Origin of the sequence: Methanothermobacter sp., assembly GCA_030055615.1 — an archaeon.
Classification (GTDB): Archaea; Methanobacteriota; Methanobacteria; order Methanobacteriales; family DSM-23052; genus Methanothermobacter_A.
This window is the reverse complement of sequence record JASFYN010000001.1, coordinates 428,600-453,471: the sequence shown is the minus strand read 5'-3', so window position 1 is coordinate 453,471 and position 24,872 is coordinate 428,600. Positions and strand designations below refer to the sequence as shown.

Here is a 24,872-nt window from a genome sequence, read left to right as displayed (position 1 = left end):
AATCCCATGAAACATAAAAGACCAACAGATGAACAAGTTAAGGAACTTAAAAAGGTTCTGTCAAAAATTCCAGATGATGAAAAACTCGAAAAAGAAGCTTCCATTATAAAAGCTCTAGCTGATCCCACAAGACTTAAAATATTATATCTCCTCCAATATGGAGAACGTTGTGTATGTGAAATAATAGAAGCCTTTGAAAGGCCGCAACCAACAATATCTCATCATCTGAACATACTTAAGAATGCTGGGATCCTTAAATGGAGAAAAGAGGGCGTATGGATACATTATAGATTAGCAGATGAGAAAATACTAAACCTCATAAAAAAATTACTAACCTACTTAAAATAGCCCCCCAAAATATTCATAAGAATTTTTTCATATTCTATAATACCAAAATTATTGAAGCCTATGGTAAAATTTTTATAAAAAGCTGATCATAAAACAGATAGTTGATCAACCAGCCCCAATGGAGGATTTAATGTGAACCTGGAAAGCTATTACAAGAAACGTTACATGTTATTCAAATGGAGAAGCAACCAATCTTTCGTTAACAAATCTATTATGGCATTCTTCATGGCTTGTTTAACTGGCTTAATGGCCCAGATCGTAATCCCACTACCATGGACACCAGTACCTGTAACTGCCCAAACATTCGCAGTTTTAATTTCAGGGATACTCCTAGGGAGATATTGGGGTGGGTTCAGTCAACTAATCTATGTAATACTTGGCGTGGCTGGGATACCATGGTTCGCTGGCATGAAAGGTGGTTATACTATCATCCTAGGAGCCACTGGAGGATACTTAATAGGCTTCATAATAGCAGCACTCTTCCTGGGCCACTTCGTCGATAAATATGTAAGTTCGAGGAATTTCATGCCCATGTTTGGTCTGATGCTTTTTGCAAACTTCGTACTCATTTATGTGCCTGGACTCCTTGTCTTGGGTTTCTGGGTTTACACAACAAAGGGGTACATCCCATCCCTATGGGATCTCCTCGTTATGGGCCTTTTACCATTCATCATAGGAGACTTTATCAAGATAACAGGTGCATCCGCACTTACAAAGGCCATAACCCCCAAGGAAGCCTATGGTGAAGAGGTTGACGTCAAATAGTTGCCCTGGATTTCAGATCAGGGCACACCACCTTCTATGTATAGAGGGCTTCCAAGGGTATGGATACAATAGAATATTCACAGAAAACCTTAGGGGTATCATAAAAATCCTAAAAGAAGATCCCAGCATCCAAGTTACAGTAGTAAATGAGGTTGATGAAATCTGTAGGATGTGCCCAAATAAAGATAAATGTGAAGGGGATGAGAACCTAAAAGCCAAAGATGAGAGACTACTCAAACACTTAAACCTTGATGTTAACGAAACCAGAGACTACCATGAACTGCGTTCGCTAATCAAAAAGATAGACTTCAAAACCTTAGAAGAAATTTGTGCTAATTGCCAATGGGTTAACAAATGCAAATTTTACACCCGAAAAAAAGGATTATACCTAGTATGCACCAATAATTTTTGTGAAAAAGATAAAAGGGTGAATTTCATCCTTTTACTTGTAGGGGGTGAAGTAATGAAAATTCCAGAATATTTTAACCTTCTTGTAACTGTATGTGGCCAGAAAGGCGGAATTGGGGGTGAGGAGCTTATAGGGATGGAAGAGCTCGAACTTGCACTTCAAGATTATGAATCTCCACTTAACATTAAAGATTGTGAGTTTCCTAATGTAATTTTAATCGATCTTGCAATGGATCCAAAAGAGGCTGTGAAGATTCTTGAAAATTCGCCTACGACAGTAATATCAAAGGTAGTGCCCATTGAACTCGTGGTCAGAACAAGAAAAGATAGCATCCTAGAGAAGGCACTTGCACTTGCAAAGGAAAAAACCAAACCTGGAGATTCATTCAAAGTCATATGCGACCTCAGGGGCAGAAGGTACATAAAAACCCCGCAAGAGATAATCGAGGATCTTTCAGAGCTTTTAATTGATAGACTAACCCTTAAAAGGGATGAGAACAATCCAGAGTGGATAGTGCAAATAGAGGTAGTTGGGGAAAACACTGGCATTAGCATTTTAAAACCTGATGAAGTTCTCAAAAAAGCATAGATGTTTCATATGGGGGGAATAAGACATACATTAATTCTGTATTACCCCCCATATTGGGATTTTTCTTCTTGGGAGTTGTATGTGATGGATAAAATCCAAGAAAAGCTTAGCTTGCTCCCACAGTAATAATACTCGTCCTAATAATCCTTGATGGATTCCTCATCCTAATAAGCATATTCTTGCCATTGAAACATGTGACATTCTCTAATATAATCATATTTGACCTTGTGACAAGCATAGTATTAGCAATCGATTACCTGTCCCGTTTGAAACATAAAATCATCAATTGGAACGCCTTCATTGTCCCCATACCATTTTATTGGCGTATATATTCTAGGCTTTGAACCCACTTCTTTTATCCTAAAGTTATTGAATCTATTAAAGGTTTTCGGATTATTTTTCGCCGTAAAAGAGCTCGCCGCTTCTGTTAATGAATTTGTTAAAAAGAGCCGATTAGCTTATGGTCTGAGGCTGTTCATATTAGTATTCACAATCCTATTTTTTATAGAAGAATTTCCTATTAACCCAGGTGTTAATACATATGAAGATTCCCTATGGTATGTACTCCAAACCCTTACAACAGTTGGATACGGTGACATCATACCAGTAACTGTTCTCGACCGCCTTATAGGTGCCATGATAATGTTAAGTGCAATTGTAGCTACAAGTCTTATAACAGTATCAGCAACCTCCACACTCATCGAAAAATTTAGAGAAGAGCAAGATAAGATCATAGAAGAGAGAAGATACAGTTAAAGAAGTTTGAGGAAAAGATCGGAGAATTTCAAAAAAAGACTTGAAAGGATTGAAGAATATAACAGTGAAATTATAAAAATGCTAAAAAAGAAATAAATTTTAGTCTGTGAATATACTAGGATTCCATGGAGACCGGGGGGGTTAGGTGTTAGAGATAATAGTTCATAAAATAAAAGGGGAATGTCCAGTTTATAAAGAAGGTGATAAGATTGTTGTAGATGATCCCCAAATACTCCTAGATGAGACAGATGCACTTTGCACCCATGCACTATCCACCATACTACATTATACCACTATACTTGAAAGGGATTGGTGCCCAGTTGAACTTGGACTTACCAGAGAAGATGACCCTGAAAATGCATATATGCAATGTGTAGACCCTGGAAAGCCCTATACAAACGGTGGCACCGTAATATTCAAATGTAGAAGGAAAAAGTGATTAAAATGTTCCAGGATTGTAAATTTGGCATGGTAAATTATGATGAAAAAGAATACAATCATGACATCATAGTGCATGTAGATGGGAGTGTAACACCAAGAAAAAAGGAAATTTCAAGGAAAAAATATGGCACTTCACATATCCTAGCCCAAGAAGAAATTGAACCTTTACTCGATGAAAAACCAGAGGTTATAATTGTCGGGTCAGGAGTCCATGGTGCCCTAGAATTGGGTGAAATTAGCATAGAAATTGATGTCAGAGTATTGCCAACATGTAAAGCTGTAGAAAAATATAACCAGTTAAGAGAAGAAGGAAAAAAAGTAGCTGCCATAGTACATGTGACATGTTAACCACTCGACTCAAATGACAGCAAAAGACTTCCAAGGTTCACTTCACTTTCTCAACCTCATCCACTGCCTAGCAACTCCCATCTCCTTACAGTTCATAAATTGCCAGATATTATTCAGATCATAATCTGCCCCCCATGGGATCCCCTCACAAAAGGATAATTAGAGGACTGTAAATAAGTTTTTCCCTACCCTTCAAAAAAATGTCTCCTCCTGGAAAAAGAATAAATCAGAAAAGCCCGTCTTTGGATATTATATAATATTTATATGGGTCTGGTTGGAATATCATCCTTTTAATGATAACAAGGGAAATCGCTGATTTTATAGTATCGATAGAATATGATGACATACCCCTAGAAGTTATAGAAAAGGCCAGATTATGTTTTCTAGACTTTCTCGGAGTTTCATTAAGAGGATCAAAAGAAAAAAGCGGACTTTTAGCATTGAAAGCCCTAGAACCCTTTATATCCCATGGTAAAGCGACTATTATAGGTCATGGTTGTGGGGACCCATTAAACGCTAGCCTAATTAATGGCATATTTGCTCATAGCCTCGACTTGGACGATGGCCACAGGGCAGCCCATCTACACCCCGGAGCATCTGTTATACCAGCAGCACTCGCATTAGCAGAAGAAAAAAACGCCACAGGGGACAAATTTCTCACAGCTATTATAATCGGCTATGAGATATGTATAGCTCTAGGGGTCATGATAAACCCATATCATCGTAACAGAGGATTCCATTCCACAGGTACATGTGGAACAATCGGAGCAGCCGCAGCTAGTGCAAAGATCCTCAATTTAGATAAAAAGCAAACATTGAATTGTATAGGATTGGCAGGTACTCAAGCTGCAGGGCTTCTTGAATCTGATCATAAAGGTAGCATGGGAAAACATTTACATGCAGGTAGAGCGGCCCAATCTGGCATAATTTCCGCCCTGCTCGCATGCGAAGGATTCACTGGAGCAGATACCATAATAGAAGGTGATGAGGGCCTCCTGAACGCCATGAGCCCAAAACATGATACTAAATTGGAACTGGGCAAGTTCCATATCCAACAAGTTTATATGAAGAAATATCCTATTTGCAGGCATCTCCATTCCACCATAGATTCAGCTGCAAAGATACTCCATTCTCTAAAAATAAAATCCCTCGATGAAGATATTGTGGATGAAATAATCGTCAAAACATATAAGATAGCAGCAGAACATGACAATTACAAACCAGAGAACATAGAATCTATAAGACAGAGTTTACCATTCTCACTTGCACTATTCCTATTAAACGGGGATCTGCGATTAGAGAACATGAAAAGATCCAAAAACGCCCGAAAACTCGCCCAGAAAATCAAAATAGAAACGGACAGGAAAATGGACTCTCTTTATCCGGAAAAAAGACCCTCAAAGGTCATTTTAAAATTGAAAAATAAGAATTTAGAATCTTCAAGTATATTAGCCCAAGGAGAGCCAGAACACCCTTTTACAAGAGAAGATATCCTGAAAAAGTTTAAAATCCTTAACAGTAGATACGAAACCAAAAAATTAAAGATCATAGATGAAATGGAATCAACCACCATAAACGACTTAATGAACAACTTAGGCCTAAGGAGGAAACCGTCATGAATAATAGAAAATTCCTAGAAAATCTCGGCATAAAGAGCGGTTACCCCCTCAAGGAATCAGAAAAAACATTTAACGACGGTTCACAATACCGCTTCGAAGTCCCAGGAATACAAAATCCTTCAGCCCTCAGAGCCCTCATAAACGCCCTTGAAGAATATGACATAACAATCCACAGAGTAACCCAAACAAAGGGTATAATGTTACTCACAGACCAAGAAATCCAAGAAATGGTCGAAATCGCAGCAGATGCCAAACTAGAACTATTCTTAAGCGTAGGACCCAGGGCAACCTATGATACAAGTGCAACCGCGAAAACAAAGGAAGGTTCGAGGATAGGATATCGTCTTCGGGGCTACGAAAACCTATTATACGCCCTAGAAGATGTTAAGAGAGCCACCAGCCTAGGAGTAAAAGGCATAGTAGTATATGACGAAGGGATGCTATGGGTGCTCAACAAAATGAGAAAATCAGGCCACCTCCCCACGGATCTTCACTTTAAAGTTTCGGCACATTGCGGACATGGCAACCCAGCATCCGCCCTACTATTAGAAAAGATTGGAGCAGACTCATTCAACCCCGTGAGAGACCTCCAAATACCCATGCTAGCTTCCATCAGAAACACCATAAAAATACCGATAGATTTACATACAGAGAATCCAGAATCCTCCGGTGGTTTTATAAGACACTATGAAGTGCCAGATATGATACGTTATGCCGCCCCAGTCTACCTCAAAACAGGAGGCTCAATCGCGAAAAAACATGGGTGGGACACCACAAAAACAGAAGCAAAAGAAAGAATAAGACAAGTAAAACTCGTACAATCAATGATAGAAAAATATTACCCAGAGGCACAAGCCTCCCCAAAGGGCAGTGCAGACCTCGCAATACCGGTGATTAAATGAACCTTGTCACAAGAGTGAAGAAAGCCCTCATAAAAGCCAGTACAAGTTATACAAGTGACATCAGAAGAGCATACAAAAGAGCCCTTAGAATAGAAGAAGATGAAAATGCAGCTTGGGTGCTCAAACTAATCCTAGAAAATGAAAAAATAGCAAGAAAAGAAAAAAGACCACTCTGTGACGACACCGGAATCCCACATGTTATCCTCGAAATAGGAGAAAAAATCACACCACCCAATGAACTCTTAGTCCAAATCAAAAAAGGGATAAAAGAAGGATTAAAAGAATTGCCCGGAAGGCCCATGGCAGCGAAAGGAGATGAAATTCAACGTATAGAGCAGAGCAAAGGCCTATATGAAGATCCTTCAATGGTAATACCTCCATCTTTTATAATAGACACAATAAACGAGGACACCATAAAAATCCATATTCTAATGTTAGGTGGAGGGCCTGAAATACGCGCCCGTACATATAGAGTTTTCCATCGTCATGATAACAGAAAACTATTTGAAGAAGTTCTAACATGGATGAAAACAGAGACTCCAATGTTAGGATGCACCCCTTGCATCCCAACTATTGGCATTGGAAGAACTCATTTTGAGGCCACTTCTCTCATGCTTAAGGCTATGGCCAATGGGAACCTTGACAAACAATCAAAAATCGAAGAATATTTAACAGAAGCTCTTAATAGAACTGGTGTGGGTAGTCTAGGACTCGGAGGATCCGTAACAGCCTTGGGATCTTTTGTTAAAATCGGACCCCAAAGAGCCAGTGGAGTTAGGATAGTTTCTATGAGGCTCTCTTGCTGTGCAGAGCCAAGAAGGGCGACCATAACATTATGAGGTGTTACCAATGGCAATAGAGAAAAAATCGCTTGAAAAAATATTTGATATTAATGTCTCTCGCTGGAAGACCAGTATTAGTTGGATTGAAGAGAATTTCATAGTTACGCGCGGATATTTCCAGGAAGATTTGATTGGTAATGTTTCATTTGCTGATATTGTCTTCTTATTATTGAGGGGTAATTTACCTTCCAAGGATGAATCCAAGATGCTTGACGCCATACTCGTATCTTTCTGTGATCATGGTGTTACCCCCCCTAGCACGCAGATTGCTCGTCTAGCAGCATCCACAGGTTCTCCTTTACATGCATCTGCAGCAGCTGGACTTTTAGCCTTTGGGAAGGAACATGCCGGGGCTATCCAAGAATGTATGAAACTCCTCCAAGAAACTATAAAAGATGATGGTGAAGTTTCTCAACTTGCAAGGGAAATCGTCTATGATTATTTAGAAAAGGATGAGAAGATACCTGGTTTTGGCCATAGGTACCATAGCAGAGATCCCAGGGCTGCTAGGATATTGGAGTTAGCGAAAGAATATAAATGCATAGGGAAACATGTACAGTTAGCATTGGAAATAGAAAAGCTTTTAAATCGGTTGAAGAATATTAATATGAATATTGATGGTGCTAACGCGGCAATATTGTCAGATTTGGGATTCCATTGGGAAATTGGGACAGGCATATTCATGATAGGGAGATTACCAGGGTTAATAGCCCATATAGATGAGGAAAGGGCGGAAGAGAAACCTTTCAGAAAAACCTTGAACCTTGGGGACATAGAATATCATGGAAGAAAACCAGATAGGATAATGAAAGGATGAAATTCCTTTAGTGATTACTCATAAAATTTATGAAATTGTTATTGAAGAGGAAGGAAATAGTAAAAGATAAATATACTCATAAAATAGACCTTTCACTATACAAAGGGTGGTTTAAATGGCAACAATCGCAGAAGCTATCATGGTGATAAAAAAGGCTGAAAATGATGCTAACAGGCTAATACAAGAGTCAAAGGATAAATCATCCCAGATGATTGAAGACGCTAGGGTTAAAGCTCTGGAGATCATAGAAAATGCCAAAAGAGAGGCTGAAGACGAAGCAGAGGCCATGATATATGAATCAAGGGCAAGAGCTAGAGAAGAAGCGACAGAAATTTCAAGTGAAGCTAAAAGAAAAACAGAGATCTTAAAATCCAAGGCCATGGATAAAATTGATGAAGCAGCAGAACTTATTTTAAAAACAATAATTTAGAGTTGAGTAAAATGTTTCTACCAGCAAGGATGCGCAAACTTAAAATTATAACCTTCGAAAAATATACCGACCCTGTGATCCGATCCTTGCACGAAGAAGGAATAACACAAATAGACAACATATCAGAGCGTATACAAGAAGACCCACAATGGGCCCAACTATTAAAACCTTCAAAACCCACACCTCAAACTACTAGGATAGCATCTCTCCTAATGAGAACAACTGGCATAATAGATTTCATGAACACATTAATAACCAAGAAAAAGAAGATGAAAGAGGTTATAAAAGAATTTCTTAATCCACCAATCCCAAAAAAGAAGAAAGTAGAAGAATTAGATTCAGAAACATTAATAAAGAAAGCAGAAGAGGAATTATCAAAGGTCGAAACGAGGATAAAATCCTTAGAAAGTAAGTTAAACCAATTAGACGCGGAAAAAGGAGATTTAGAATCTACTATTAGTCTCTGGGAGAAACTAATCGACTTTGATATTGATTTTACCGATATAGAAGAATCTAAGTACATAACAGCCCTAGTAGGGAAAATGCCTATCGAAAAGTTCAAAAGGGCGCCTGAGAAGATAAAAGAGATAACAGACGAATTTGCGATCTTTGACGTGGAAACAGAACCCCCAACCGAAAGAAAAATATTCCTAATAACTTTAAAAGAACATGAAGACGTTATAGCAGCCCTACTAAGGCGAATGGATTTCGAAAGATTTGAAATAGCAGGTCTCAAAGGCAAACCCTCAGAAGTGATCCAAAAATCCAGAGAAAGACTCAAAGAAATCCAAGAAGAAAGAAAAACCACAATTGAAGAAGTGGAAAAAATAAAAAATGAATGGGAAGAAGAACTCCTCATACTCAAAGAACAACTTACAATCGAAAAAGAAAGAAACGAAATATACGCAGCCTTCGGCGAAACAGAAAACACCGTAATGCTAGAAGCATGGGTTCCCCTCAAAGATTGTGAGAAAGCCGAAAAGATAATTAAAGAGTCCAGTGAAGACCACTGCGTTATTGAACGTGAAAAACCAAACCCTGACGATGAAGTGCCAATACTTCTTGAAAACCCAAGATTCGCAAAACCCTTCGAAACATTCATAAAAATGTACTCACCCCCAAAATATAACGAATATGACCCCACAATATTCATGGCAATAGTACTCCCATTCTTCTTTGGTTTCTGTCTTACAGACGCATTTTATGGGATAATAGATGCCCTAGTCGGATTCATATTATACCGTGGCCCTGGCAAAGTTAACAAGTTTATGAGAAGCTTTGGCATAATATTCATGGCATGCGGCCTATGGGCATTCATCCTAGGAATGGTTACAAACGGATTCCTAGGCGACTTCTTCCCACGATTCTTCCACATAAACCTCCCAACAGTAATACCATTAATAGACGCGTTTAAAGAACCGCAAAACGTCCTCTTAATGGCTCTAGTTACGGGCGTGCTACATATAAACTTCGGACTTATAGTTGGTGCAAGAAACAATATAAAAATGGGTAACATGCGCGAGGCCATGGGATCACAGATAGTATGGCTCATACTCGAAGCAGGCATACTCCTACTTGCCCTAGGCTGGCTATTCAACATATTCCCATTACTAATAGTTGGGGGTAGCACAGCCATACTAGGAATCATACTATTGGTCTATTACAATGGACTCTTCGGACTCATCGACGCTTCAGGATTCCTAGGAACCATACTATCATATTCAAGACTTTTAGCCCTCTGTTTATCCACAGGGGGCATGGCTATGACAGTTAACATTGTCACAGAAATATGTGCTAACCTCATACCAGTAATTGGAGTGGCCATAGCGCCCATAATATTCGTATTTGGCCATATTGCCAATGACACATTCCAGAGTCTAGGAGCGTTCATCCACTCACTCCGTCTACATTATGTGGAGTTCTTCTCCCAATTCTTCATGGGAGGAAAAAGAAAATTCACACCATTTAGTGCTGAAAGAAAACTTACCAAAATAGAGAGGTGAAAAGAATGGTTGAAATTACATTAGGAACAGCCTTGGCAGCTGTAGGAGCTGGAATAGCTATAGCATTCGCAGGTTTCGGATCAGCTATAGCCCAGGGAAACGTAGCAGCTGCAAGTGTAGGTGCAGTTGCAGAAAAACCTGAAATGTTCGCGAGGGGCATTATATTCACAGCCCTGCCAGAAACACAGGCTATCTACGGATTCCTCATAGGAATATTAGTTATAGTATTCTCAGGAATCCTAGGCGGCGGTAAAGCACTTGGTACAACAGGAGGTATCATAGCCCTAAGCGCAGGTTTAGCCATAGGAGTTGCAGGTTTCGGATCAGCTATAGCCCAGGGAAACGTAGCAGCAGGCAGCGTAGGTGCAGTCACAGAAAACCCCGAGATGTTCGCGAGGGGCATTATATTCACAGCCCTGCCAGAAACACAGGCTATCTACGGATTCCTCATAGCAATACTCTTGCTCGTTGGTGGCGTTATGGGAGGAGGCTAAATAGATGGACCCTGGAGTGGACAAAATTGTCTCCAGCATAATCTCCGAGGCCCAAGAAAATGCTAACAAAATAATCAGTGAAGCCGAAAAGAAAGCAGAATCTATAATAGAAGATGGTGAAAAAAGAGCAGCCATCGAAAAGGAAAAGATACTAGAAAATGCTAGGAAACAAGCCCGGATGCAATACCACCAGCTAATATCAGAGGCTAAAATGAAGGCCCGAAGGGCAGAATTAGAGGCGAGGGAAGAAGTAATTACAGAAGCATTCAAGAGGGCTGAAGAAGAATTACAAAAAATCACATCTAGTAAAGATGAAAGATACATCCAATCATTAAAGAATATTATAAAAGAAGCCGCCACCGAAATTGGGGGAGGAGAACTGATAGTCCACGTCAAGGAGGATGATAAAGAAAAGATAAGGGACTTGGATTCCATTGCAGAGGATGTTAAATCAGCCACTGGCAAAGATACTAGCCTTGAACTTGGCGAAGCCATACAGACCATTGGAGGAGCCATAGTAAAGACCAAAGATGGGAGAATAGAGGTCAATAATACAATTGAAGCGAGACTTTCAAGGTTCGAAAAGTTTCTGCGTTCAGAGGTGGCAAAAATCCTCTTTGATTAAAAAAGGGAGAGATCATACATGATTGACAGCCCCACCATGTTAAAGGCGCTGATAAGTATAGTGGCAGCTGCAGGAGCCATCATCATAATAGTACCTACAATAAGGTTTCTCAGAGACGTTGTACCATTCGCATATCCCACAGCAAGAGTGAGAGCAAGAATGGGGCGTCTATTCACAGACAGACAATTCACAGAAATCATAGAGACTGAAAACCTTAAAGAGTTCAAAAATTACTTGAGGGGCTTCCCAGATTACGCAAAATACATAGATGAGTACCCTATCGAAAAAGCCCTTGAAAGCCAACTCGCAGAAATCTACCAACTAATCACAGAAATAGCACCAAAAAGACTGAAGAGAGTATTCGAGATACAATCTAAAAAATGGGATATCAAAAACATAAAAAGTCTCCTAACAGCCAAAGATACTGGTCTAAGTCCAGAAGAGACAATGGACCTCCTAATACCTTTCGGCGAATTAAAAGACAAGCTAAAAAAGTTAACAGACCTCAAAACGGTCGAGGATATAATAGCAGCCCTTGAAGACACAGAATATGGTCCAATATTAGAATCAGCCTTCCCAGATTATGAAAAAACAGGGATGCTCTTACCCTTTGAAGCCGCCCTCGATAAGTACTACATGGAAAGCCTCCTAGAAGTCCTAGAGGAAATATCAATCCCAAAAGAAGACATCGAGATACTGCGCACATACTTTGGCGCGCAAATAGACGCTACAAACCTCAAAATAATACTCCGTGCAAAGGCCGACAACCTCAAATACGAGGACATAAGCCCCTATATAATACCAGAAAGTTATCAATTACCCGAATGGAAACTAGAATACCTCATGGAAGCAGAAAACATAAAAGGCATGATAAGCGAATTAGAAGGCACAGATTATGGCCCAGTACTCGCAGAAGCGTTCCCAAAATATGAAGAAACAGGATCACTAGCCACATTCGAGAGAGCATTGGAAAAATACATCAATGAAACCGCAAGAACCTTCGCATTAAAAAGACCCCTCGGTGTAGGTCCAATAATAACATTCCTCAGTCGAAAAGAGGCCGAAATCAAAAACCTCAAAGTAATCGCGCGCAGTAAAAGAGAAGTAGCCTTCCCAGAACCCATACTTAAGGAGATGTTAATATGAGCACTCAAATAGCAGTAGTCGCAGATGCAGACACCGTAACAGGTTTCAGGTTAGCAGGTATAAAAGAAGGACATGCTGTTGAAACCCCAGAAGAAGCTGAAAAGATCATCAGAGACCTTATAAAAAAGGAGGTTTCTATTATAATAATCACAGAAAAAATTGGTGACGAATTAAGAGAATTTATTGATGAAACCAGCGGATCACGCGCACTACCCATCATAATAGAAATACCCGATAAATACGGTCCCTCTGAAGAAAGAGTAGAACCCCTAAGAGAGCTTATCAAAAGAGTAATTGGAATAGAGTTGGTAAAATGATAAAGAAAGGAAAAATTATTAAAGTCGCAGGTCCCGTTATCATCGCGGAAGGAATGAGAGGAACCCAAATGTATGAAATGGTAAAAGTAGGTGAAGAAAAACTAATAGGAGAAATCATCGAACTTGAAGGTGACACAGCCACCGTTCAAGTTTACGAAGAAACAACCGGGATCAAACCAGGAGAAACAGTGGAAAGCACAGGAGGCCCCCTCTCAGTAGAACTAGGCCCAGGGATCATCGGTTCCATCTTTGATGGTATACAAAGACCACTAGAAAACATCAAAATACTCACAGGAGACTACATACAAAGAGGCGTTGACGTACCCCCACTCCCAAAGGACAAAAAATGGGAATTCAAACCACTAGCAGAACCTGGACAAAAAATACAGGGCGGAGACATTATCGGAGAAGTCCAAGAAACCTCAGCAGTCACACACAAAATAATGATACCACCGAACATTTCAGGGACGTTGAAAAGCATAGAACCACAAGGAGAATACACAGTACTAGACACCATAGCAGAAGTAGAAACAGAAACCGGCACCGAAGAAATCCAGATGATGCAAAAATGGCCAGTCAGAAGACCAAGACCATACAAGAAAAAACTAGACCCTGACGTACCACTCATAACCGGTCAAAGAGCACAGGATACCTTCTTCCCAGTGGCAAAAGGTGGAACAGCAACAATACCAGGACCATTCGGATCCGGGAAAACCGTAACCCAACAACAGTTAGCCAAATGGGCAGACGCCGACATCATAGTTTATGTTGGATGTGGAGAAAGAGGTAACGAAATGACAGAAGTACTAAAGGACTTCCCAGAACTCGAAGACCCAAAAACAGGAAAACCCCTCATGGACAGGACAGTGCTCATCGCAAACACCTCAAACATGCCAGTAGCCGCAAGGGAAGCCTGCGTATACACCGGTATAACCATCGCCGAATACTTCAGGGACATGGGATATGATGTAGCCCTCATGGCAGACTCAACGTCAAGATGGGCAGAGGCAATGAGAGAAATCTCAGGCCGACTCGAAGAAATGCCAGGGGAAGAAGGATACCCAGCATACCTCGCATCAAGACTCGCCCAATTCTATGAAAGAGCCGGCAGAGTCATAACAGCCGGAACAGAAGACAAAATAGCATCAGTATCAATAGTAGGCGCAGTATCCCCACCAGGAGGAGACTTCTCAGAACCCGTCACACAGAACACCCTAAGAATATGTAAAGTTTTCTGGGCACTTGACGCTTCACTTGCAGACAAAAGACACTTCCCAGCCATAGACTGGCTCCAAAGCTATTCACTATACATCGACAGCATAGAAAAATGGTGGGCTAAAAACGTCGACCCAGAATGGAGAACCACAAGAGACAACGCAATGGCACTACTCCAAAAAGAAGCCGAACTCCAAGAAGTAGTACAACTCGTAGGACCCGACGCACTACCAGATAGAGAAAGAATAACCCTAGAAACCACGAGAATGATACGTGAAGACTTCCTCCAACAAAACGCCTACCACGAAGTCGATACCTACTGCTCACCAAAAAAACAATTAAAAATGCTCAAAACTATAATGAAATTCCACGAACATGCCACAGAAGCACTAGAAAGAGGAGCACCCGCAGCAGAACTAGTAAACTTACCAGTAAAAGAAGAAATCGGACGTATGAAATACATACCCGAAGACGAATTCGATGAAAGAATCAAAGAAATCGAAGAAAAAATAGTCCAACAATGTAATGAGGTGTTAAAATGAAAGTAGATATTAAAACCCGAGAATACACCACAGTAAGTGAAGTGTCAGGGCCCCTAATGATAGTGGAAGGAGTCGAAGGAGCAGCATATGGTGAAATCGTCGAAATCGAAACACCCACTGGTGAGAAAAGAAGAGGCCAAGTACTTGAAGTGCGAGAAGACATCGCCGTCGTACAAGTATTTGAAGGTACAAGCGACCTTAACACCGAAACAACCAAAATACGCTTCACAGGAGAAACAGCAAAAATAGGCGTTTCAATGGACATGCTAGGCCGCATATTCGACGGTACGGGAAAACCCATAGACGGCGGCCCAGAGATCATCCCAGAAAAAGAACTTGACATTAACGGTTACCCAATAAACCCATCAGCAAGAGCATTCCCCGCAGAGTTCATCCAAACAGGTATATCAACAATCGATGGAATGAACACACTAGTCAGAGGACAGAAACTACCCATCTTTTCAGGCTCAGGATTGCCACACAATGAACTGGCAGCACAAATCGCAAGACAAGCAAAAGTTCTCACAGAAGAGAGTGAATTCGCAGTCATATTCACAGCCATGGGCATAACACACGAAGAGGCCAATTACTTCATGAGAGATTTTGAACAAACCGGCGCCCTCGAACGCGTAACAGTATTCATGAACCTTGCAGACGACCCAGCCATCGAACGTATAATCACACCAAGAATGGCCCTCACAACAGCCGAATACTTTGCATTTGAACATGATATGCACGTACTAGTCATACTAACAGACATGACAAACTACTGTGAAGCTTTAAGGGAGATATCAGCCGCAAGGGAAGAAGTCCCTGGTAGGAGAGGATACCCAGGATACATGTATACCGACCTCGCAAGCATCTATGAAAGAGCAGGGCGTATAATCGGCAAGAAAGGATCAATAACCCAGATGCCAATTCTAGTCATGCCACAAGACGATATCACACATCCAATACCAGACCTCACAGGTTACATTACAGAGGGCCAAGTAGTGCTCAGCCGCGAACTACACCGTAAAGGTATATACCCCCCAGTAGATGTTCTACCATCATTATCAAGACTCATGAGCGGCGGCATAGGAGAGGGAAGAACCAGAGAGGACCATAGTGGAGTATCAGACCAACTATATTCTGCATATGCAGAAGGCCGAGACCTCCGCGACCTAGTCGCCGTGGTGGGTGAAGAAGCATTAACTGACAGAGACCGTAAATACTTACAATTTGCTGATGAATTCGAAAAAAGGTTTATAAACCAAGGACGTGACGAAGACAGGTCAATAGAGGAGACTCTCAACCTTGGCTGGGAGCTTCTAAGCATATTACCACGTGCAGAGCTCAAGAGAGTTGCCGAAGAACACATCGACAAATACTTACCAAAAGGGGAATAACCCCAAAAAAACATTTTTACCCTTTTATTGGGGGGATGAATTTTGGCGCAAGAGATAATTGAAGGGATCAACCCTACTAGGATGGAACTTCTGAAACTTAAACAGAGAGAAAAGCTCGCTATCAAAGGATATGACTTATTAAAGGAAAAGAGGAACGCCCTTATCATGGAATTCTTCAACATACTAGAGAGGGTTAGAGGAGCTCGTGAAAGAGTTGAAGAGAAATTGAAGGAGGCATTTGAGGATTTAACGGAAGCACAGATAATGATGGGTGACATGGCCGTTAACAAGGCCGCTATGGCGGTTAAAGAGTTTATCAAGGTTGAAATAGATTCCAGGAATATAATGGGTGTTGTTGTCCCAGTAGTGGAGATAGAATCAACTGAGAGATCCATGGTTGAGCGAGGATATGGTCTAGCAGACACTTCAGTTAAACTTGACGAGGCTGCTAAGAAATTTGAGGAATCAGTAGCCCTCATAGTAGAATTGGGGGAGATAGAGAAAAGTGTAAGGTTACTCGCGGGGGAGATAGAATCCACAAAAAGGAGGGTTAACGCCCTTGAAAACATAATTATACCAAGATTGCAGAATACAGTCAGCTACATTGAAATGCGATTAGAGGAGATGGAAAGAGAGAACTTTGTAAGATTGAAGATGATTAAAGAATCCATGGAGATGGAGTAATGGTCAGGATATTAACAAGACTAGGCGAAGTTAGAAGGGCAACTGAAAAATACGCGAAAGAACTAGTTGATTTCAGATTAATAGATGCTGAAATTTATGGTCACCTTAGGGCTATACTTGCAGCTGAAGATGTGAAGGTAAAAGCAGGGGAAATAAAACCAATCAAGATAAAGAGGATCAAGATACCCAGCAATCATATAGTCTATCTGTGTGCTTATGCAACCCATGGATTAGGCCATGTAATTGCAACTGGGGAAGAGGTGCCTCTACCTATTAGCATGGAGAGAAGCGCAGACCATGCAACTTTTGTAGCGGCTTTAAGTGGGGAGATAAAAAAGAATGACCTTCTAGGTGTCCTCATACTTTTACCCGTAGAGTTAACCCACTAAATATCCAATTTGATGGGGGTTGATCTCCCCCACTATCTAAATTCTGGTGGATTGAATTCTTTTTTTATTCTGCTATCTGGGCTGGCATGTTCCATTATGATCTCATCAATATCATCAAGTAGCTTATTTATTTGTTCTCTAATTTCATTGTAAGGTTTTATCTTGACTTCTCGATCCTTTTCAATCCTCTTCAATGCCTTTAGTCTTAAAGTGCTGGAGTCTTTTCCCAATAATCTTTTGAATATTGATGGATTCGCTTCATAATCTTCTATTTCCCGGCGGATGGCCATTCTCTTTATAAGATAATCCACTTCAATATCCCTTATATCGTCCATCAACTTCTTTTTTAACCTTCTAAGGATCCTCTTTTTCCTTTTCAACTTCATTAATGTTTTTCTGAACTTTGAAGGCGTGGAAGTGTCAATTTCCAAGTCTTCAACCTCTTTTATTACCTGGTGATAATAATCTAACCTCATTTTTATCTAGCCTATGCAAATTTAAATTGGATTTCCAGGATGTCATCATGTATTATACATTTTGTGTTTATGTCTTCGTGTTCCTTCTCCAATTCTCGGATACGGTAGAATACATTTGTAAGTGCACTTGTAGTGAATTTTCCAAAATTATTCTCACCTTTGGATGAAACAAGGATGATTGAAACCCCCCCATCCTCTATTTTGACATTGTAGTTTATCGCATTAAGGTATATAGCATCTGCCAAGCGCAAGAGGATCTTGATATACTTTATCGGGAGTCCGCTTGTACTTATAAGTTCTTTTATTTTATCATTTTCTCTACATTGTTCAATGTCAACATCCACTTTAACACCCCCCATACATATTTTGATATTTTATAAAATATTAATATATTTGTGATGAAAGATGAGATGGATAGAACTGAAAGGATTATAAAGAAACAAATTATCATCCTTAATAGGCACGTGCCAAGGAAGAGGAAAACCCTCAAGGAACTTTTAGGAGAAGAAAAACCCCATGTTATTGGGGCGGATGGGAGCAGACACAGGTTCAAAGCAGACGAACTCGAATTTATAGCCTCGTTACTTCCCGAAGATGAACAAAAACGTCTCAGGCTACCTATATACATAGAAATAGATGCAACGATCTCCGGTGCAAGGATAAAGGGTAAACTAGAAGTTAAAATAGTCTCAAAGATTATAGGAAGGGAAGTAGACGAATATAACATACCAGAGGAAATACACATTTATAATCCCGAAATTAAGATTCTAAGAAGAGAACTTCCAACCACAACCCAATATATTTTCCTCGTAAACAACCTGGGGGACATCCAATGAGCAAGGACCCCATTGAAGAGTACCTCAAAGACCCTGATAGGAGAGCTAAAATATTCCTCATAATAACATGGGGTATGATACTCACAAGGATACTAATAGCAATAGGACTCATCATATTCATATTAATACTCCTAGGTATAATAAAGGTGCCTGTCTAGTCTACAACGTTTAATCTCCCCATGACTTGTTCAAAACTCACTTTAATATTCCTCAAGACAGTATTGAGATTTTCATGAGAATTGAGCAAAGTCACCAGAGGTTCACCTGCTTCTATTATAGAACCACTACAAGGTATATCATAAACCCCTGGAAGGTTAAGATCGCCAACTTGACATCTGAAAGGGGCATAGACTATCCTCTTTACAGTATACCTTTTACTCGAAGGTCTGTTTACAAGTTCTCCTTCACAAGCCCGGATATGGGCAAATAACATGTTAATTCCAAGGGAAAGCTGGGCACATTCAAAAGTGCCTTGTATGCGAGGATTAACTTCAATCACATATAAACCATTAGGGGATAAAACCATGTCAACACCATTTGATCCTAGAAGAGACAAGCCCTTAATCACATCCTCCCCTATCTTTTTAATCTCAGGGTAAGGTGCGGGCACTATATTCCCCGAATATATGAGATTATCCTCCCATCCTCTAATATTTGTGTCTATCAACTGCCTGCTTGTTAATATTGTCATAACATCCTTGCCAGTGGAGAGTACAGAAGCACTTAAATGCAACCCTTCAATAAATTCTTGTAAGATAAAAGGACCCTCAAACTTTCTCTTGTAACCTGATATGGGGGAAACTCCAAAACCCCCAGACCCCATTAAAGGTTTTATTAGGAATCTTTTTCCTGGTTCCTGTTCTTGTATCTCCCATGCTTCTTTTATATCGTCCAACTTGTAAGTTTCTGGGACTTTGAATTTCCCACGCAACTTCTTATATAAACTGTATTTGTCTTCTATTTTCCGCGTCTTCTTGTTACCAAGGATTTTCCGGGAAGGGAAATCCTCGGGGAAACCTCCACTTAAAACTATAATCTTGTCAACCTCATCCAGAAAATCTTCAGCTAAAATTTTAAGATGTGATGGTTTGAATTTCTCATGGAACCTCCCCGAAGATTTTAAGGGCTCCTGTTCTAGTATGCACCTTCTTTCATGATAAGAATAAAAATCTCTTGGACAGTAATAGCTTACAGAATAAACCTCGAATCCAAGATCATATGCTGCCTCTGCAACAGGCCTTGTATTCACACCTACTATAAGGAGTCTCTCCATTTTAAAACCTTCAAAAAAGTAATATTGGGGATGATAGTCCCGAGCGGAGTCGAACCGCTGTCACCGGGTCCAAAGCCCGGTAGGATTACCACTACCCCACGGGACTATAAGCACTTGTCTAAAATGAATAATAGGATAGTCCCGAGCGGAGTCGAACCGCTGTCGATGGGTCCAGAGCCCATCAGGATTGCCACTACCCCACGGGACTATAAAAGATTAAAGCCACTTCCAACTGCCAATTACCCCCATGATAGGGGCTTCCAAGGTTTAGCTGGTGCTCCAAGCTCCACTTTCATGTGCTGGTTTGCGGGATCCGCGGCTCCGCCATCCCCCGCCATTATATAATGCATGGTTTTATATCCAAATTCGAGTTTCGAACACACTATATGGGACCATCCTAACAAAATATTTAAAAATTGGAGATATTTAAATTTTTCGACATTTACCTTTTCTATCCCCTCAAAAGGGAGTTACCCCCAAAAAAAGATAAAAGCTTTCTTGGTTGTACTTCTTTCGTCCTTGCAAAAGGAATTTAAAAATAAAGAGTCATTAAAAAGATTAGCCACTGTAAGCCGCTATACAAGCCACTGACATTTTCTTTATCCAAGAAATTTTCTTAGACTTGCCGCTTCGAGAATCCTTGTTTGGATCACCCTTATCTGACCGAGTGATAGGCTCTTGTTTATATCATCAACTAGTTTTTTGTGTTTTCTGTCATATTCTATATCAGGGAAATGTTCTTTGATCTTCCAATGAAGTTCATCTTCCAAATATGGTGAATGAGGGTTCATGTATCTGAGAGCATCGAGCATGTCTTTTTCAAAGTTTATGTAAATTTCATGGAGGTTTTCAATGTCTTTATCAGAGAGTGCGTTAAAGCCTAGGATTTCAGGTGGCACTCCAATAGAATAGAGGGCCGCCGTGAAAGTTATGGCTCTTGGTAGGGAAACTTTTCCAATGCTTCTTGAATAGCCGAAAAGTCCTATGTGGAGTTTCCTTTTCCTCCTCTTGGGAACATATTTAGCTATCCGGTTTATAATATCTGCGAGTTTCAATACTTGGCGACGATATTCCCTACAATATTTTTCCATGATTTCAAGCGCGATTTCGACGTCTATCTCCTGTGCTTTGCTTGGTTTCTTCGATTTTAGTCTGTCAACGGCCTTGATAACTTCTCGTGGAGGGTGGTCATATTTGAAGGATGATTGTAATGTGAATGTGTAAGTGCTTGGGTATTCTTTCATAACATTATCCACATTGGATGGTTCTAGGTTTCCCCGGAAGGGTGCCGAGCCCATCCCTATTATAGGATACATTCTTATACCTGTTTCTTTTTCTATTTCTTCAAAATCTTGAAGGGCTATCTTATTGAGTATTACAGCGGATATCATCCCATAGTTCATAGCCGGGTCTGAACGTGCTAAGAAAACCCTTTGATGGTGGATGTCCTTCCCATCTAAATATTCTTTGGTTATAGTAGATGCTGAGAGCATCCCGTTATAATCTTCAAAAAGGGGTATTACATTTATGCTTTGGGGTTTGAATTCTCCTATCCATTCTTTTATGGTCACGTCCCCAAGTGAGAAATTCTGTTTTTCGACGACAAACTTTTTATAGTAATTGTAGATGCGATTAAGCGAGGCGCTGGATGAAGTCATGGGTAATATAACCTCAAAGACTGGGGCTACTTCCATGCCATAAAATAATGTAGCTGTATCATATGAACGGGGTATGCTCTCAAGTGTTTCGAGGAGTATCTTCGCCTCTTCACGTTCTACTGTAGGATTAGGAACCCTCAAGGTTAATCTATAATCTTTTCCTAGTATATTTTCTTGGAAGAATGATTTATAATTCGCAAGGAGTTTTTTCACAACGTAGTTATCAACTTCTTTACCTTCACAATCCCACATTTGCTCATCACATCCAAGATGAGAAAACACATAATATGCTTCTTTTATCTCATCTTCTCCGCTAAGAAGCGGACTTGACGCGAAGAATGGTGGATTTACATTATCAGGATGCTGCGTACTCATACACCTCGGAATCATAATTACACACCCATATTATGTTGATAGAAAATTATGATATAAGTATTGCCTTGATAAGGGGCTATTTTCGTGGTGGGATTGATAATCAATCTAAGTGGATTTTCCAATTATGGGGATTATAAGCATCCTTTTATTCCCATCCTTATGAGTTGTTTTGAAAGGTGGCGTCTTGCACAAGTTGGAACTTCATAATATCCTTCTTTTAATGATCTTGGGATTCTCTTCGGGATTTTCTGACCATTTAATTTTCTGCCACAATTTGGACATTTAAATCCTTTATTTTTTCCTGCTGATTTCATCCTTTTACCACAAGAACAGATAGGGTTCTCATATTCTATCTGGGGTTTTACATGTTCTATTTTAATTTTTTCGATATTTAGGGTTCCATGGACTCCTATACCCCCAAATACTTTCACTTTATCTCCTGGTCTTAATTTCATTATTATTTTTCGGAAATCTTTGGTAGGTTCATAAGCTGCACATTCTATCTCACCGGTATTATCCTTTAATGTGAAGAATACATGTCCTCCTTCAATTACCCTGGGCATATCTTTAACTTCGCCTGAAACAAGATAACAGCTGAATTGTTTCATCTGGGATATGCTGTCAACTTTTTGGATGTGCTGATCAGTATGTTGGTTGGTTTCAAAGATACAATATCTTTCGATTTTTTCTCCAACTTTTATCATCCGATTAGCTCTTATAAGAACTTCAGGGGATTCGCCCCTTATACCATAGAGGATTGGGCAAGGAGTGTGAGGTTCTATAGCTATATAATCATCGTCAATATTGTCAAATGTTTCGGGATAAGTCTCCTCATCCATCCTCTTAACAGATTCCTTGTCGATTTTTCTCTTTTTACCATAATTTTCAGGTGAACGATAAGCTATGAGCTCATAGGTCTTATCTGGTAAAGGACATCCTATAGCCGCTAATGCGCCTATAATACCTCTGCCTTTTTTGTATTCATAAACTTCAGCTCCAATTTTATCGGCTAGTCTCTTAGCATCTTCTATTGTTAATATTCGCCTTATAGCATCGAGTGCGAATTTTTTCAAACTATCATGAATTTCACCTTTATAAAATACCACCCCAGGGTTTGTATCATCATTTTCAAGCTCCGAAAACTTCGATACAAAAGATAACACCAAATCCTTCACTTTTTCAATTTCATCCTCCCCTTGGACCTCCAATTTAAATGAAACCGCTCCATTACCCCTCGTCTTATGCGGGGCGAAGGGGTTGAGTCTTATCAATCTAGGATAACCCTTTATAGCATAACCGCAAACCTTAAGTTTCTCGATTATTAAACATGAAATATAAGTAGTGCACATTCCACTAGGAGAATCTGTATCATCGATACCTACGTGTAACATGCTTTTCACGCTCCCTCTGGTGGTTTAATTGAACATCATGAAAAGGGAAGAAATACTCCAGGAACTATACAATATACTTGCAACACACGGGTTTAAAGTGTCCCATATCTATGAGAGAAGTTGCTTTGACCTCCTAGCAAGGAAGAAACTCTTACTTCTCCTACTAAAAGTACTCGTTAATATAGATTCTATTAATAGTTTACAAGCTCATGAAATAAAAAAGGTTGCCTACACCTTCTTAGCAGCACCTCTCATCATAGGCCTAAGATCCAAGACAGATTACCTTGAAGAAGATGTAGTATACGAAAGACATGGCATACCAGTCATAGCCCTCAAAACATTGAAGAACATGATCATAGAAGGCCATCGCCCAGAAGTTTTCGCTGACAGAGGTGGATATTATGTGCAGATAGACGGTGACACCTTAAGGGAGGTCAGAGAAGAATATAATATGTCACTCAAGGATCTCGCAGATTTAGCCCACGTATCAAGGGAGACCATTTACAAGTATGAGAACGGCCTTGTAAGAGCCTCCCCCGAGACTGCAATGATACTTGAAGAGATACTAAACATAAAGATAATACTCTCAATTGACCTTTTCAAAGCACCCGAGCCTGAGAGGGACATCATAGAGAATAGACCTGATAAACGGGCTGAAAAACTTGTTGAATTAGGCTTTGGCGTGGTCCAAACACAGAAAGCGCCATTTGACGCGCTTGCCAAGGATATGAAATTCGAGGATACAGTCATCACAGATCTTGAAAAGAATAGAGATACCCGAACCCTTAAGAGGATGGCCGTACCATTAAAGGACATATCATTGATCACGGGATCCGATGCTGTTTTCATATTGAAAAATCCTAAAATTAAAGAATCCCTTGAGGGCATACCAGTAATCAAAGATTGGGAGATAGATGAAATAGAAAGCTCAAAGGAATTCTTGAAGATAATAGCCGAGAGAAAACAATACAATTAATACTCAAATAGCAAAGTGAACGTCTCTTCAGCTTCTTCAATGGATGCAACACCTATACTAACCATATCAATATAATCCACGCTCTCCAAGAATTTAAAAGCCTCATCAGGTTTTAATATCCCCGCAGCTAATACTTTATGTGCCATGATAAACTTACCAGTGTCCAATATCATCTCTTTCAGTTCTCTCCTCTCATCTTCTAAAAAACTGGGAAAATCCATCATATATCCAAGCTTATTTAACGGTATCATGTAAATGTCAAAAAGATCTAATATATCAGAATCGAGAAGTTTCATTGTAGTATTCCGTGGAAAAGCAGTTATAAGGCCGCATATTACATCTAACTCATTTATAGAATCTAAAAGATCCGCCAATTCCCATGTATCTAATTTATCAGTGTATTCTTCATCTAATAAAATGGCATCAGCGCCTAAATCTAAAAGGAGCTTAAGATCCTCTTGGAATCTTCCAGCCCTTATAGTGCCGATGATAGTGAAATCTAAACCCGATTCAACAGCCCCAGTTAATGCCTTGATAACTGGAGGTTCGGGTATGAGTTGTATTGCCCTAACCCCCAAATTATAGGATCTCCTAATGATCCTCTCTATGTTATCCGGGTTATTATAAAGGTCTATCTGGTATAGGCGGGATCTATGACCAAAATACGTTAAACCTGCAAATGGTGCTGTCCCCAGTGAAGTACATGGTATACTTTTATCCTCGATTTTAATGGATCCCTCAAACATATTCCTAACCCACTCACTATATATATAGTGTAAAATATATTAGGTTTCCGAGAATAAAATTATATTTTACTTT

29 protein-coding genes and 2 tRNA genes are annotated in these 24,872 nt (G+C 40.0%); 23 read left to right on the top strand and 8 right to left on the bottom strand.

The features are described from left to right. Window positions 1-6 precede the first annotated feature (6 nt). The 20 genes from QFX38_02525 to QFX38_02430 all read left to right on the top strand — a co-directional run bounded on the left by QFX38_02525 (window position 7) and on the right by QFX38_02430 (window position 17,068). Window positions 7-348, top strand: coding sequence for a metalloregulator ArsR/SmtB family transcription factor (locus QFX38_02525; GenBank protein MDI9623745.1), 342 nt, complete (start codon window positions 7-9; stop codon window positions 346-348). 132 nt (window positions 349-480) lie between these two features. Continuing rightward, the gene (locus tag QFX38_02520) at window positions 481-1,113 is read left to right on the top strand and encodes a biotin transporter BioY (GenBank protein MDI9623744.1); all 633 of its coding nucleotides are present in this window, start codon (window positions 481-483) and stop codon (window positions 1,111-1,113) included. Beyond that, window positions 1,100-2,110 (top strand): DUF1284 domain-containing protein, encoded by a 1,011-nt coding sequence (locus tag QFX38_02515; GenBank protein ID MDI9623743.1) that lies wholly within the window; start codon window positions 1,100-1,102, stop codon window positions 2,108-2,110. The genes QFX38_02520 and QFX38_02515 overlap by 14 nt, the downstream gene beginning before the upstream one ends. Before the next feature lie 369 nt (window positions 2,111-2,479). Continuing rightward, the gene (locus tag QFX38_02510) at window positions 2,480-2,866 is read left to right on the top strand and encodes a potassium channel family protein (GenBank protein ID MDI9623742.1); all 387 of its coding nucleotides are present in this window, start codon (window positions 2,480-2,482) and stop codon (window positions 2,864-2,866) included. Window positions 2,867-3,011: 145 nt separating this feature from the next. After that, a complete protein-coding gene (locus QFX38_02505; protein ID MDI9623741.1) occupies window positions 3,012-3,305 on the top strand; it encodes a TIGR04076 family protein in 294 nt (97 codons plus the stop codon). A 5-nt stretch (window positions 3,306-3,310) separates the two neighbouring features. Then, the gene (locus QFX38_02500; protein MDI9623740.1) at window positions 3,311-3,655 is read left to right on the top strand and encodes an MTH938/NDUFAF3 family protein; all 345 of its coding nucleotides are present in this window, start codon (window positions 3,311-3,313) and stop codon (window positions 3,653-3,655) included. A 293-nt stretch (window positions 3,656-3,948) separates the two neighbouring features. Further along, window positions 3,949-5,274, top strand: a complete 1,326-nt coding sequence (locus QFX38_02495; protein MDI9623739.1) for an MmgE/PrpD family protein — start codon at window positions 3,949-3,951, stop codon at window positions 5,272-5,274. Beyond that, window positions 5,271-6,176, top strand: coding sequence for a peptidase (locus QFX38_02490; GenBank protein MDI9623738.1), 906 nt, complete (start codon window positions 5,271-5,273; stop codon window positions 6,174-6,176). Before QFX38_02495 ends, QFX38_02490 begins: the two co-directional genes overlap by 4 nt. Further along, the gene (locus QFX38_02485; protein ID MDI9623737.1) at window positions 6,173-7,015 is read left to right on the top strand and encodes a fumarate hydratase; all 843 of its coding nucleotides are present in this window, start codon (window positions 6,173-6,175) and stop codon (window positions 7,013-7,015) included. The genes QFX38_02490 and QFX38_02485 overlap by 4 nt, the downstream gene beginning before the upstream one ends. 10 nt (window positions 7,016-7,025) lie before the next feature. Next, the gene (locus QFX38_02480; GenBank protein MDI9623736.1) at window positions 7,026-7,835 is read left to right on the top strand and encodes a citryl-CoA lyase; all 810 of its coding nucleotides are present in this window, start codon (window positions 7,026-7,028) and stop codon (window positions 7,833-7,835) included. Window positions 7,836-7,950: 115 nt separating this feature from the next. After that, window positions 7,951-8,265: an ATP synthase archaeal subunit H gene (gene ahaH, locus QFX38_02475; protein ID MDI9623735.1), complete on the top strand. Its 315-nt coding sequence runs from the start codon at window positions 7,951-7,953 to the stop codon at window positions 8,263-8,265. Between the two features lie 11 nt (window positions 8,266-8,276). Further along, on the top strand, window positions 8,277-10,268 hold the full coding sequence (locus QFX38_02470; GenBank protein MDI9623734.1) for a V-type ATP synthase subunit I: 1,992 nt from the start codon (window positions 8,277-8,279) through the stop codon (window positions 10,266-10,268). A gap of 5 nt (window positions 10,269-10,273) precedes the next feature. Then, window positions 10,274-10,762 (top strand): V-type ATP synthase subunit K, encoded by a 489-nt coding sequence (locus QFX38_02465; protein ID MDI9623733.1) that lies wholly within the window; start codon window positions 10,274-10,276, stop codon window positions 10,760-10,762. Window positions 10,763-10,766: 4 nt separating this feature from the next. After that, window positions 10,767-11,387 (top strand): V-type proton ATPase subunit E, encoded by a 621-nt coding sequence (locus QFX38_02460; GenBank protein MDI9623732.1) that lies wholly within the window; start codon window positions 10,767-10,769, stop codon window positions 11,385-11,387. An 18-nt stretch (window positions 11,388-11,405) separates the two neighbouring features. Next, window positions 11,406-12,533, top strand: a complete 1,128-nt coding sequence (ahaC, locus tag QFX38_02455) for an ATP synthase A1 subunit C (protein ID MDI9623731.1) — start codon at window positions 11,406-11,408, stop codon at window positions 12,531-12,533. Next, on the top strand, window positions 12,530-12,850 hold the full coding sequence (locus QFX38_02450) for a V-type ATP synthase subunit F (GenBank protein MDI9623730.1): 321 nt from the start codon (window positions 12,530-12,532) through the stop codon (window positions 12,848-12,850). The genes ahaC and QFX38_02450 overlap by 4 nt, the downstream gene beginning before the upstream one ends. Continuing rightward, complete coding sequence (locus tag QFX38_02445; protein MDI9623729.1) at window positions 12,847-14,607, top strand: ATP synthase subunit A; 1,761 nt, start codon at window positions 12,847-12,849, stop codon at window positions 14,605-14,607. The genes QFX38_02450 and QFX38_02445 overlap by 4 nt, the downstream gene beginning before the upstream one ends. Beyond that, window positions 14,604-15,995 (top strand): ATP synthase subunit B, encoded by a 1,392-nt coding sequence (locus tag QFX38_02440; GenBank protein ID MDI9623728.1) that lies wholly within the window; start codon window positions 14,604-14,606, stop codon window positions 15,993-15,995. Before QFX38_02445 ends, QFX38_02440 begins: the two co-directional genes overlap by 4 nt. A 42-nt stretch (window positions 15,996-16,037) precedes the next feature. Beyond that, entirely contained in the window at window positions 16,038-16,679 is a 642-nt protein-coding gene (locus QFX38_02435) for a V-type ATP synthase subunit D (GenBank protein ID MDI9623727.1), read from the top strand. Next, a complete protein-coding gene (locus QFX38_02430; GenBank protein ID MDI9623726.1) occupies window positions 16,679-17,068 on the top strand; it encodes a DUF22 domain-containing protein in 390 nt (129 codons plus the stop codon). The genes QFX38_02435 and QFX38_02430 overlap by 1 nt, the downstream gene beginning before the upstream one ends. 32 nt (window positions 17,069-17,100) lie before the next feature. On the opposite strand, the gene QFX38_02425 is transcribed toward QFX38_02430, so the two are convergent. Then, window positions 17,101-17,544 carry a hypothetical protein gene (locus tag QFX38_02425; protein ID MDI9623725.1) on the bottom strand — a complete coding sequence of 148 codons (444 nt, stop codon included), beginning with the start codon at window positions 17,542-17,544 and terminating at the stop codon, window positions 17,101-17,103. Between the two features lie 11 nt (window positions 17,545-17,555). Next, complete coding sequence (locus QFX38_02420; GenBank protein ID MDI9623724.1) at window positions 17,556-17,888, bottom strand: hypothetical protein; 333 nt, start codon at window positions 17,886-17,888, stop codon at window positions 17,556-17,558. Window positions 17,889-17,942: 54 nt separating this feature from the next. Between QFX38_02420 and QFX38_02415 the strand changes: the two genes are divergently transcribed. Both QFX38_02415 and QFX38_02410 read left to right on the top strand, forming a co-directional pair. Further along, window positions 17,943-18,380 carry a DUF61 family protein gene (locus tag QFX38_02415; protein ID MDI9623723.1) on the top strand — a complete coding sequence of 146 codons (438 nt, stop codon included), beginning with the start codon at window positions 17,943-17,945 and terminating at the stop codon, window positions 18,378-18,380. Further along, the gene (locus tag QFX38_02410) at window positions 18,377-18,538 is read left to right on the top strand and encodes a hypothetical protein (GenBank protein MDI9623722.1); all 162 of its coding nucleotides are present in this window, start codon (window positions 18,377-18,379) and stop codon (window positions 18,536-18,538) included. The genes QFX38_02415 and QFX38_02410 overlap by 4 nt, the downstream gene beginning before the upstream one ends. Here QFX38_02410 and QFX38_02405 read toward each other — a convergent pair. The 5 genes from QFX38_02405 to QFX38_02385 all read right to left on the bottom strand — a co-directional run bounded on the left by QFX38_02405 (window position 18,535) and on the right by QFX38_02385 (window position 23,077). Further along, window positions 18,535-19,653 carry an ATP-grasp domain-containing protein gene (locus QFX38_02405; GenBank protein ID MDI9623721.1) on the bottom strand — a complete coding sequence of 373 codons (1,119 nt, stop codon included), beginning with the start codon at window positions 19,651-19,653 and terminating at the stop codon, window positions 18,535-18,537. The genes QFX38_02410 and QFX38_02405 overlap by 4 nt on opposite strands. Before the next feature lie 34 nt (window positions 19,654-19,687). Beyond that, a tRNA-Gln gene (locus tag QFX38_02400) sits at window positions 19,688-19,759 on the bottom strand. A 30-nt stretch (window positions 19,760-19,789) separates the two neighbouring features. Further along, window positions 19,790-19,861 (bottom strand) — tRNA-Gln (locus QFX38_02395). Window positions 19,862-20,252: 391 nt separating this feature from the next. Next, window positions 20,253-21,701: a phosphoenolpyruvate carboxylase gene (ppcA, locus tag QFX38_02390; protein MDI9623720.1), complete on the bottom strand. Its 1,449-nt coding sequence runs from the start codon at window positions 21,699-21,701 to the stop codon at window positions 20,253-20,255. Window positions 21,702-21,817: 116 nt separating this feature from the next. After that, on the bottom strand, window positions 21,818-23,077 hold the full coding sequence (locus QFX38_02385; GenBank protein MDI9623719.1) for a tRNA(Ile)(2)-agmatinylcytidine synthase: 1,260 nt from the start codon (window positions 23,075-23,077) through the stop codon (window positions 21,818-21,820). A gap of 34 nt (window positions 23,078-23,111) precedes the next feature. On the opposite strand from QFX38_02385, the gene QFX38_02380 reads away from it, so the two are divergent. Then, complete coding sequence (locus QFX38_02380; protein ID MDI9623718.1) at window positions 23,112-24,053, top strand: transcriptional regulator; 942 nt, start codon at window positions 23,112-23,114, stop codon at window positions 24,051-24,053. Here QFX38_02380 and QFX38_02375 read toward each other — a convergent pair. Then, a complete protein-coding gene (locus QFX38_02375; protein ID MDI9623717.1) occupies window positions 24,050-24,799 on the bottom strand; it encodes a hypothetical protein in 750 nt (249 codons plus the stop codon). The two genes, QFX38_02380 and QFX38_02375, sit on opposite strands and share 4 nt — an antisense overlap. Window positions 24,800-24,872: the final 73 nt, after the last annotated feature.

What these genes read in the sequence shown, in the direction of transcription:
- QFX38_02525 (MDI9623745.1), top strand. Translation starts at nt 7, where the DNA reads ATGAAACATAAAAGACCAACAGATGAACAAGTTAAGGAACTTAAAAAG.
- QFX38_02500 (MDI9623740.1), top strand. Translation starts at nt 3,311, where the DNA reads ATGTTCCAGGATTGTAAATTTGGCATGGTAAATTATGATGAAAAAGAA.
- QFX38_02495 (MDI9623739.1), top strand. Translation starts at nt 3,949, where the DNA reads ATGATAACAAGGGAAATCGCTGATTTTATAGTATCGATAGAATATGAT.
- QFX38_02490 (MDI9623738.1), top strand. Translation starts at nt 5,271, where the DNA reads ATGAATAATAGAAAATTCCTAGAAAATCTCGGCATAAAGAGCGGTTAC.
- QFX38_02485 (MDI9623737.1), top strand. Translation starts at nt 6,173, where the DNA reads ATGAACCTTGTCACAAGAGTGAAGAAAGCCCTCATAAAAGCCAGTACA.
- QFX38_02480 (MDI9623736.1), top strand. Translation starts at nt 7,026, where the DNA reads ATGGCAATAGAGAAAAAATCGCTTGAAAAAATATTTGATATTAATGTC.
- ahaH (MDI9623735.1), top strand. Translation starts at nt 7,951, where the DNA reads ATGGCAACAATCGCAGAAGCTATCATGGTGATAAAAAAGGCTGAAAAT.
- QFX38_02470 (MDI9623734.1), top strand. Translation starts at nt 8,277, where the DNA reads ATGTTTCTACCAGCAAGGATGCGCAAACTTAAAATTATAACCTTCGAA.
- QFX38_02465 (MDI9623733.1), top strand. Translation starts at nt 10,274, where the DNA reads ATGGTTGAAATTACATTAGGAACAGCCTTGGCAGCTGTAGGAGCTGGA.
- QFX38_02460 (MDI9623732.1), top strand. Translation starts at nt 10,767, where the DNA reads ATGGACCCTGGAGTGGACAAAATTGTCTCCAGCATAATCTCCGAGGCC.
- ahaC (MDI9623731.1), top strand. Translation starts at nt 11,406, where the DNA reads ATGATTGACAGCCCCACCATGTTAAAGGCGCTGATAAGTATAGTGGCA.
- QFX38_02450 (MDI9623730.1), top strand. Translation starts at nt 12,530, where the DNA reads ATGAGCACTCAAATAGCAGTAGTCGCAGATGCAGACACCGTAACAGGT.
- QFX38_02445 (MDI9623729.1), top strand. Translation starts at nt 12,847, where the DNA reads ATGATAAAGAAAGGAAAAATTATTAAAGTCGCAGGTCCCGTTATCATC.
- QFX38_02440 (MDI9623728.1), top strand. Translation starts at nt 14,604, where the DNA reads ATGAAAGTAGATATTAAAACCCGAGAATACACCACAGTAAGTGAAGTG.
- QFX38_02430 (MDI9623726.1), top strand. Translation starts at nt 16,679, where the DNA reads ATGGTCAGGATATTAACAAGACTAGGCGAAGTTAGAAGGGCAACTGAA.
- QFX38_02425 (MDI9623725.1), bottom strand. Translation starts at nt 17,544, where the DNA reads ATGAGGTTAGATTATTATCACCAGGTAATAAAAGAGGTTGAAGACTTG.
- QFX38_02415 (MDI9623723.1), top strand. Translation starts at nt 17,943, where the DNA reads ATGAAAGATGAGATGGATAGAACTGAAAGGATTATAAAGAAACAAATT.
- QFX38_02410 (MDI9623722.1), top strand. Translation starts at nt 18,377, where the DNA reads ATGAGCAAGGACCCCATTGAAGAGTACCTCAAAGACCCTGATAGGAGA.
- QFX38_02405 (MDI9623721.1), bottom strand. Translation starts at nt 19,653, where the DNA reads ATGGAGAGACTCCTTATAGTAGGTGTGAATACAAGGCCTGTTGCAGAG.
- ppcA (MDI9623720.1), bottom strand. Translation starts at nt 21,701, where the DNA reads ATGATTCCGAGGTGTATGAGTACGCAGCATCCTGATAATGTAAATCCA.
- QFX38_02385 (MDI9623719.1), bottom strand. Translation starts at nt 23,077, where the DNA reads ATGTTACACGTAGGTATCGATGATACAGATTCTCCTAGTGGAATGTGC.
- QFX38_02375 (MDI9623717.1), bottom strand. Translation starts at nt 24,799, where the DNA reads ATGTTTGAGGGATCCATTAAAATCGAGGATAAAAGTATACCATGTACT.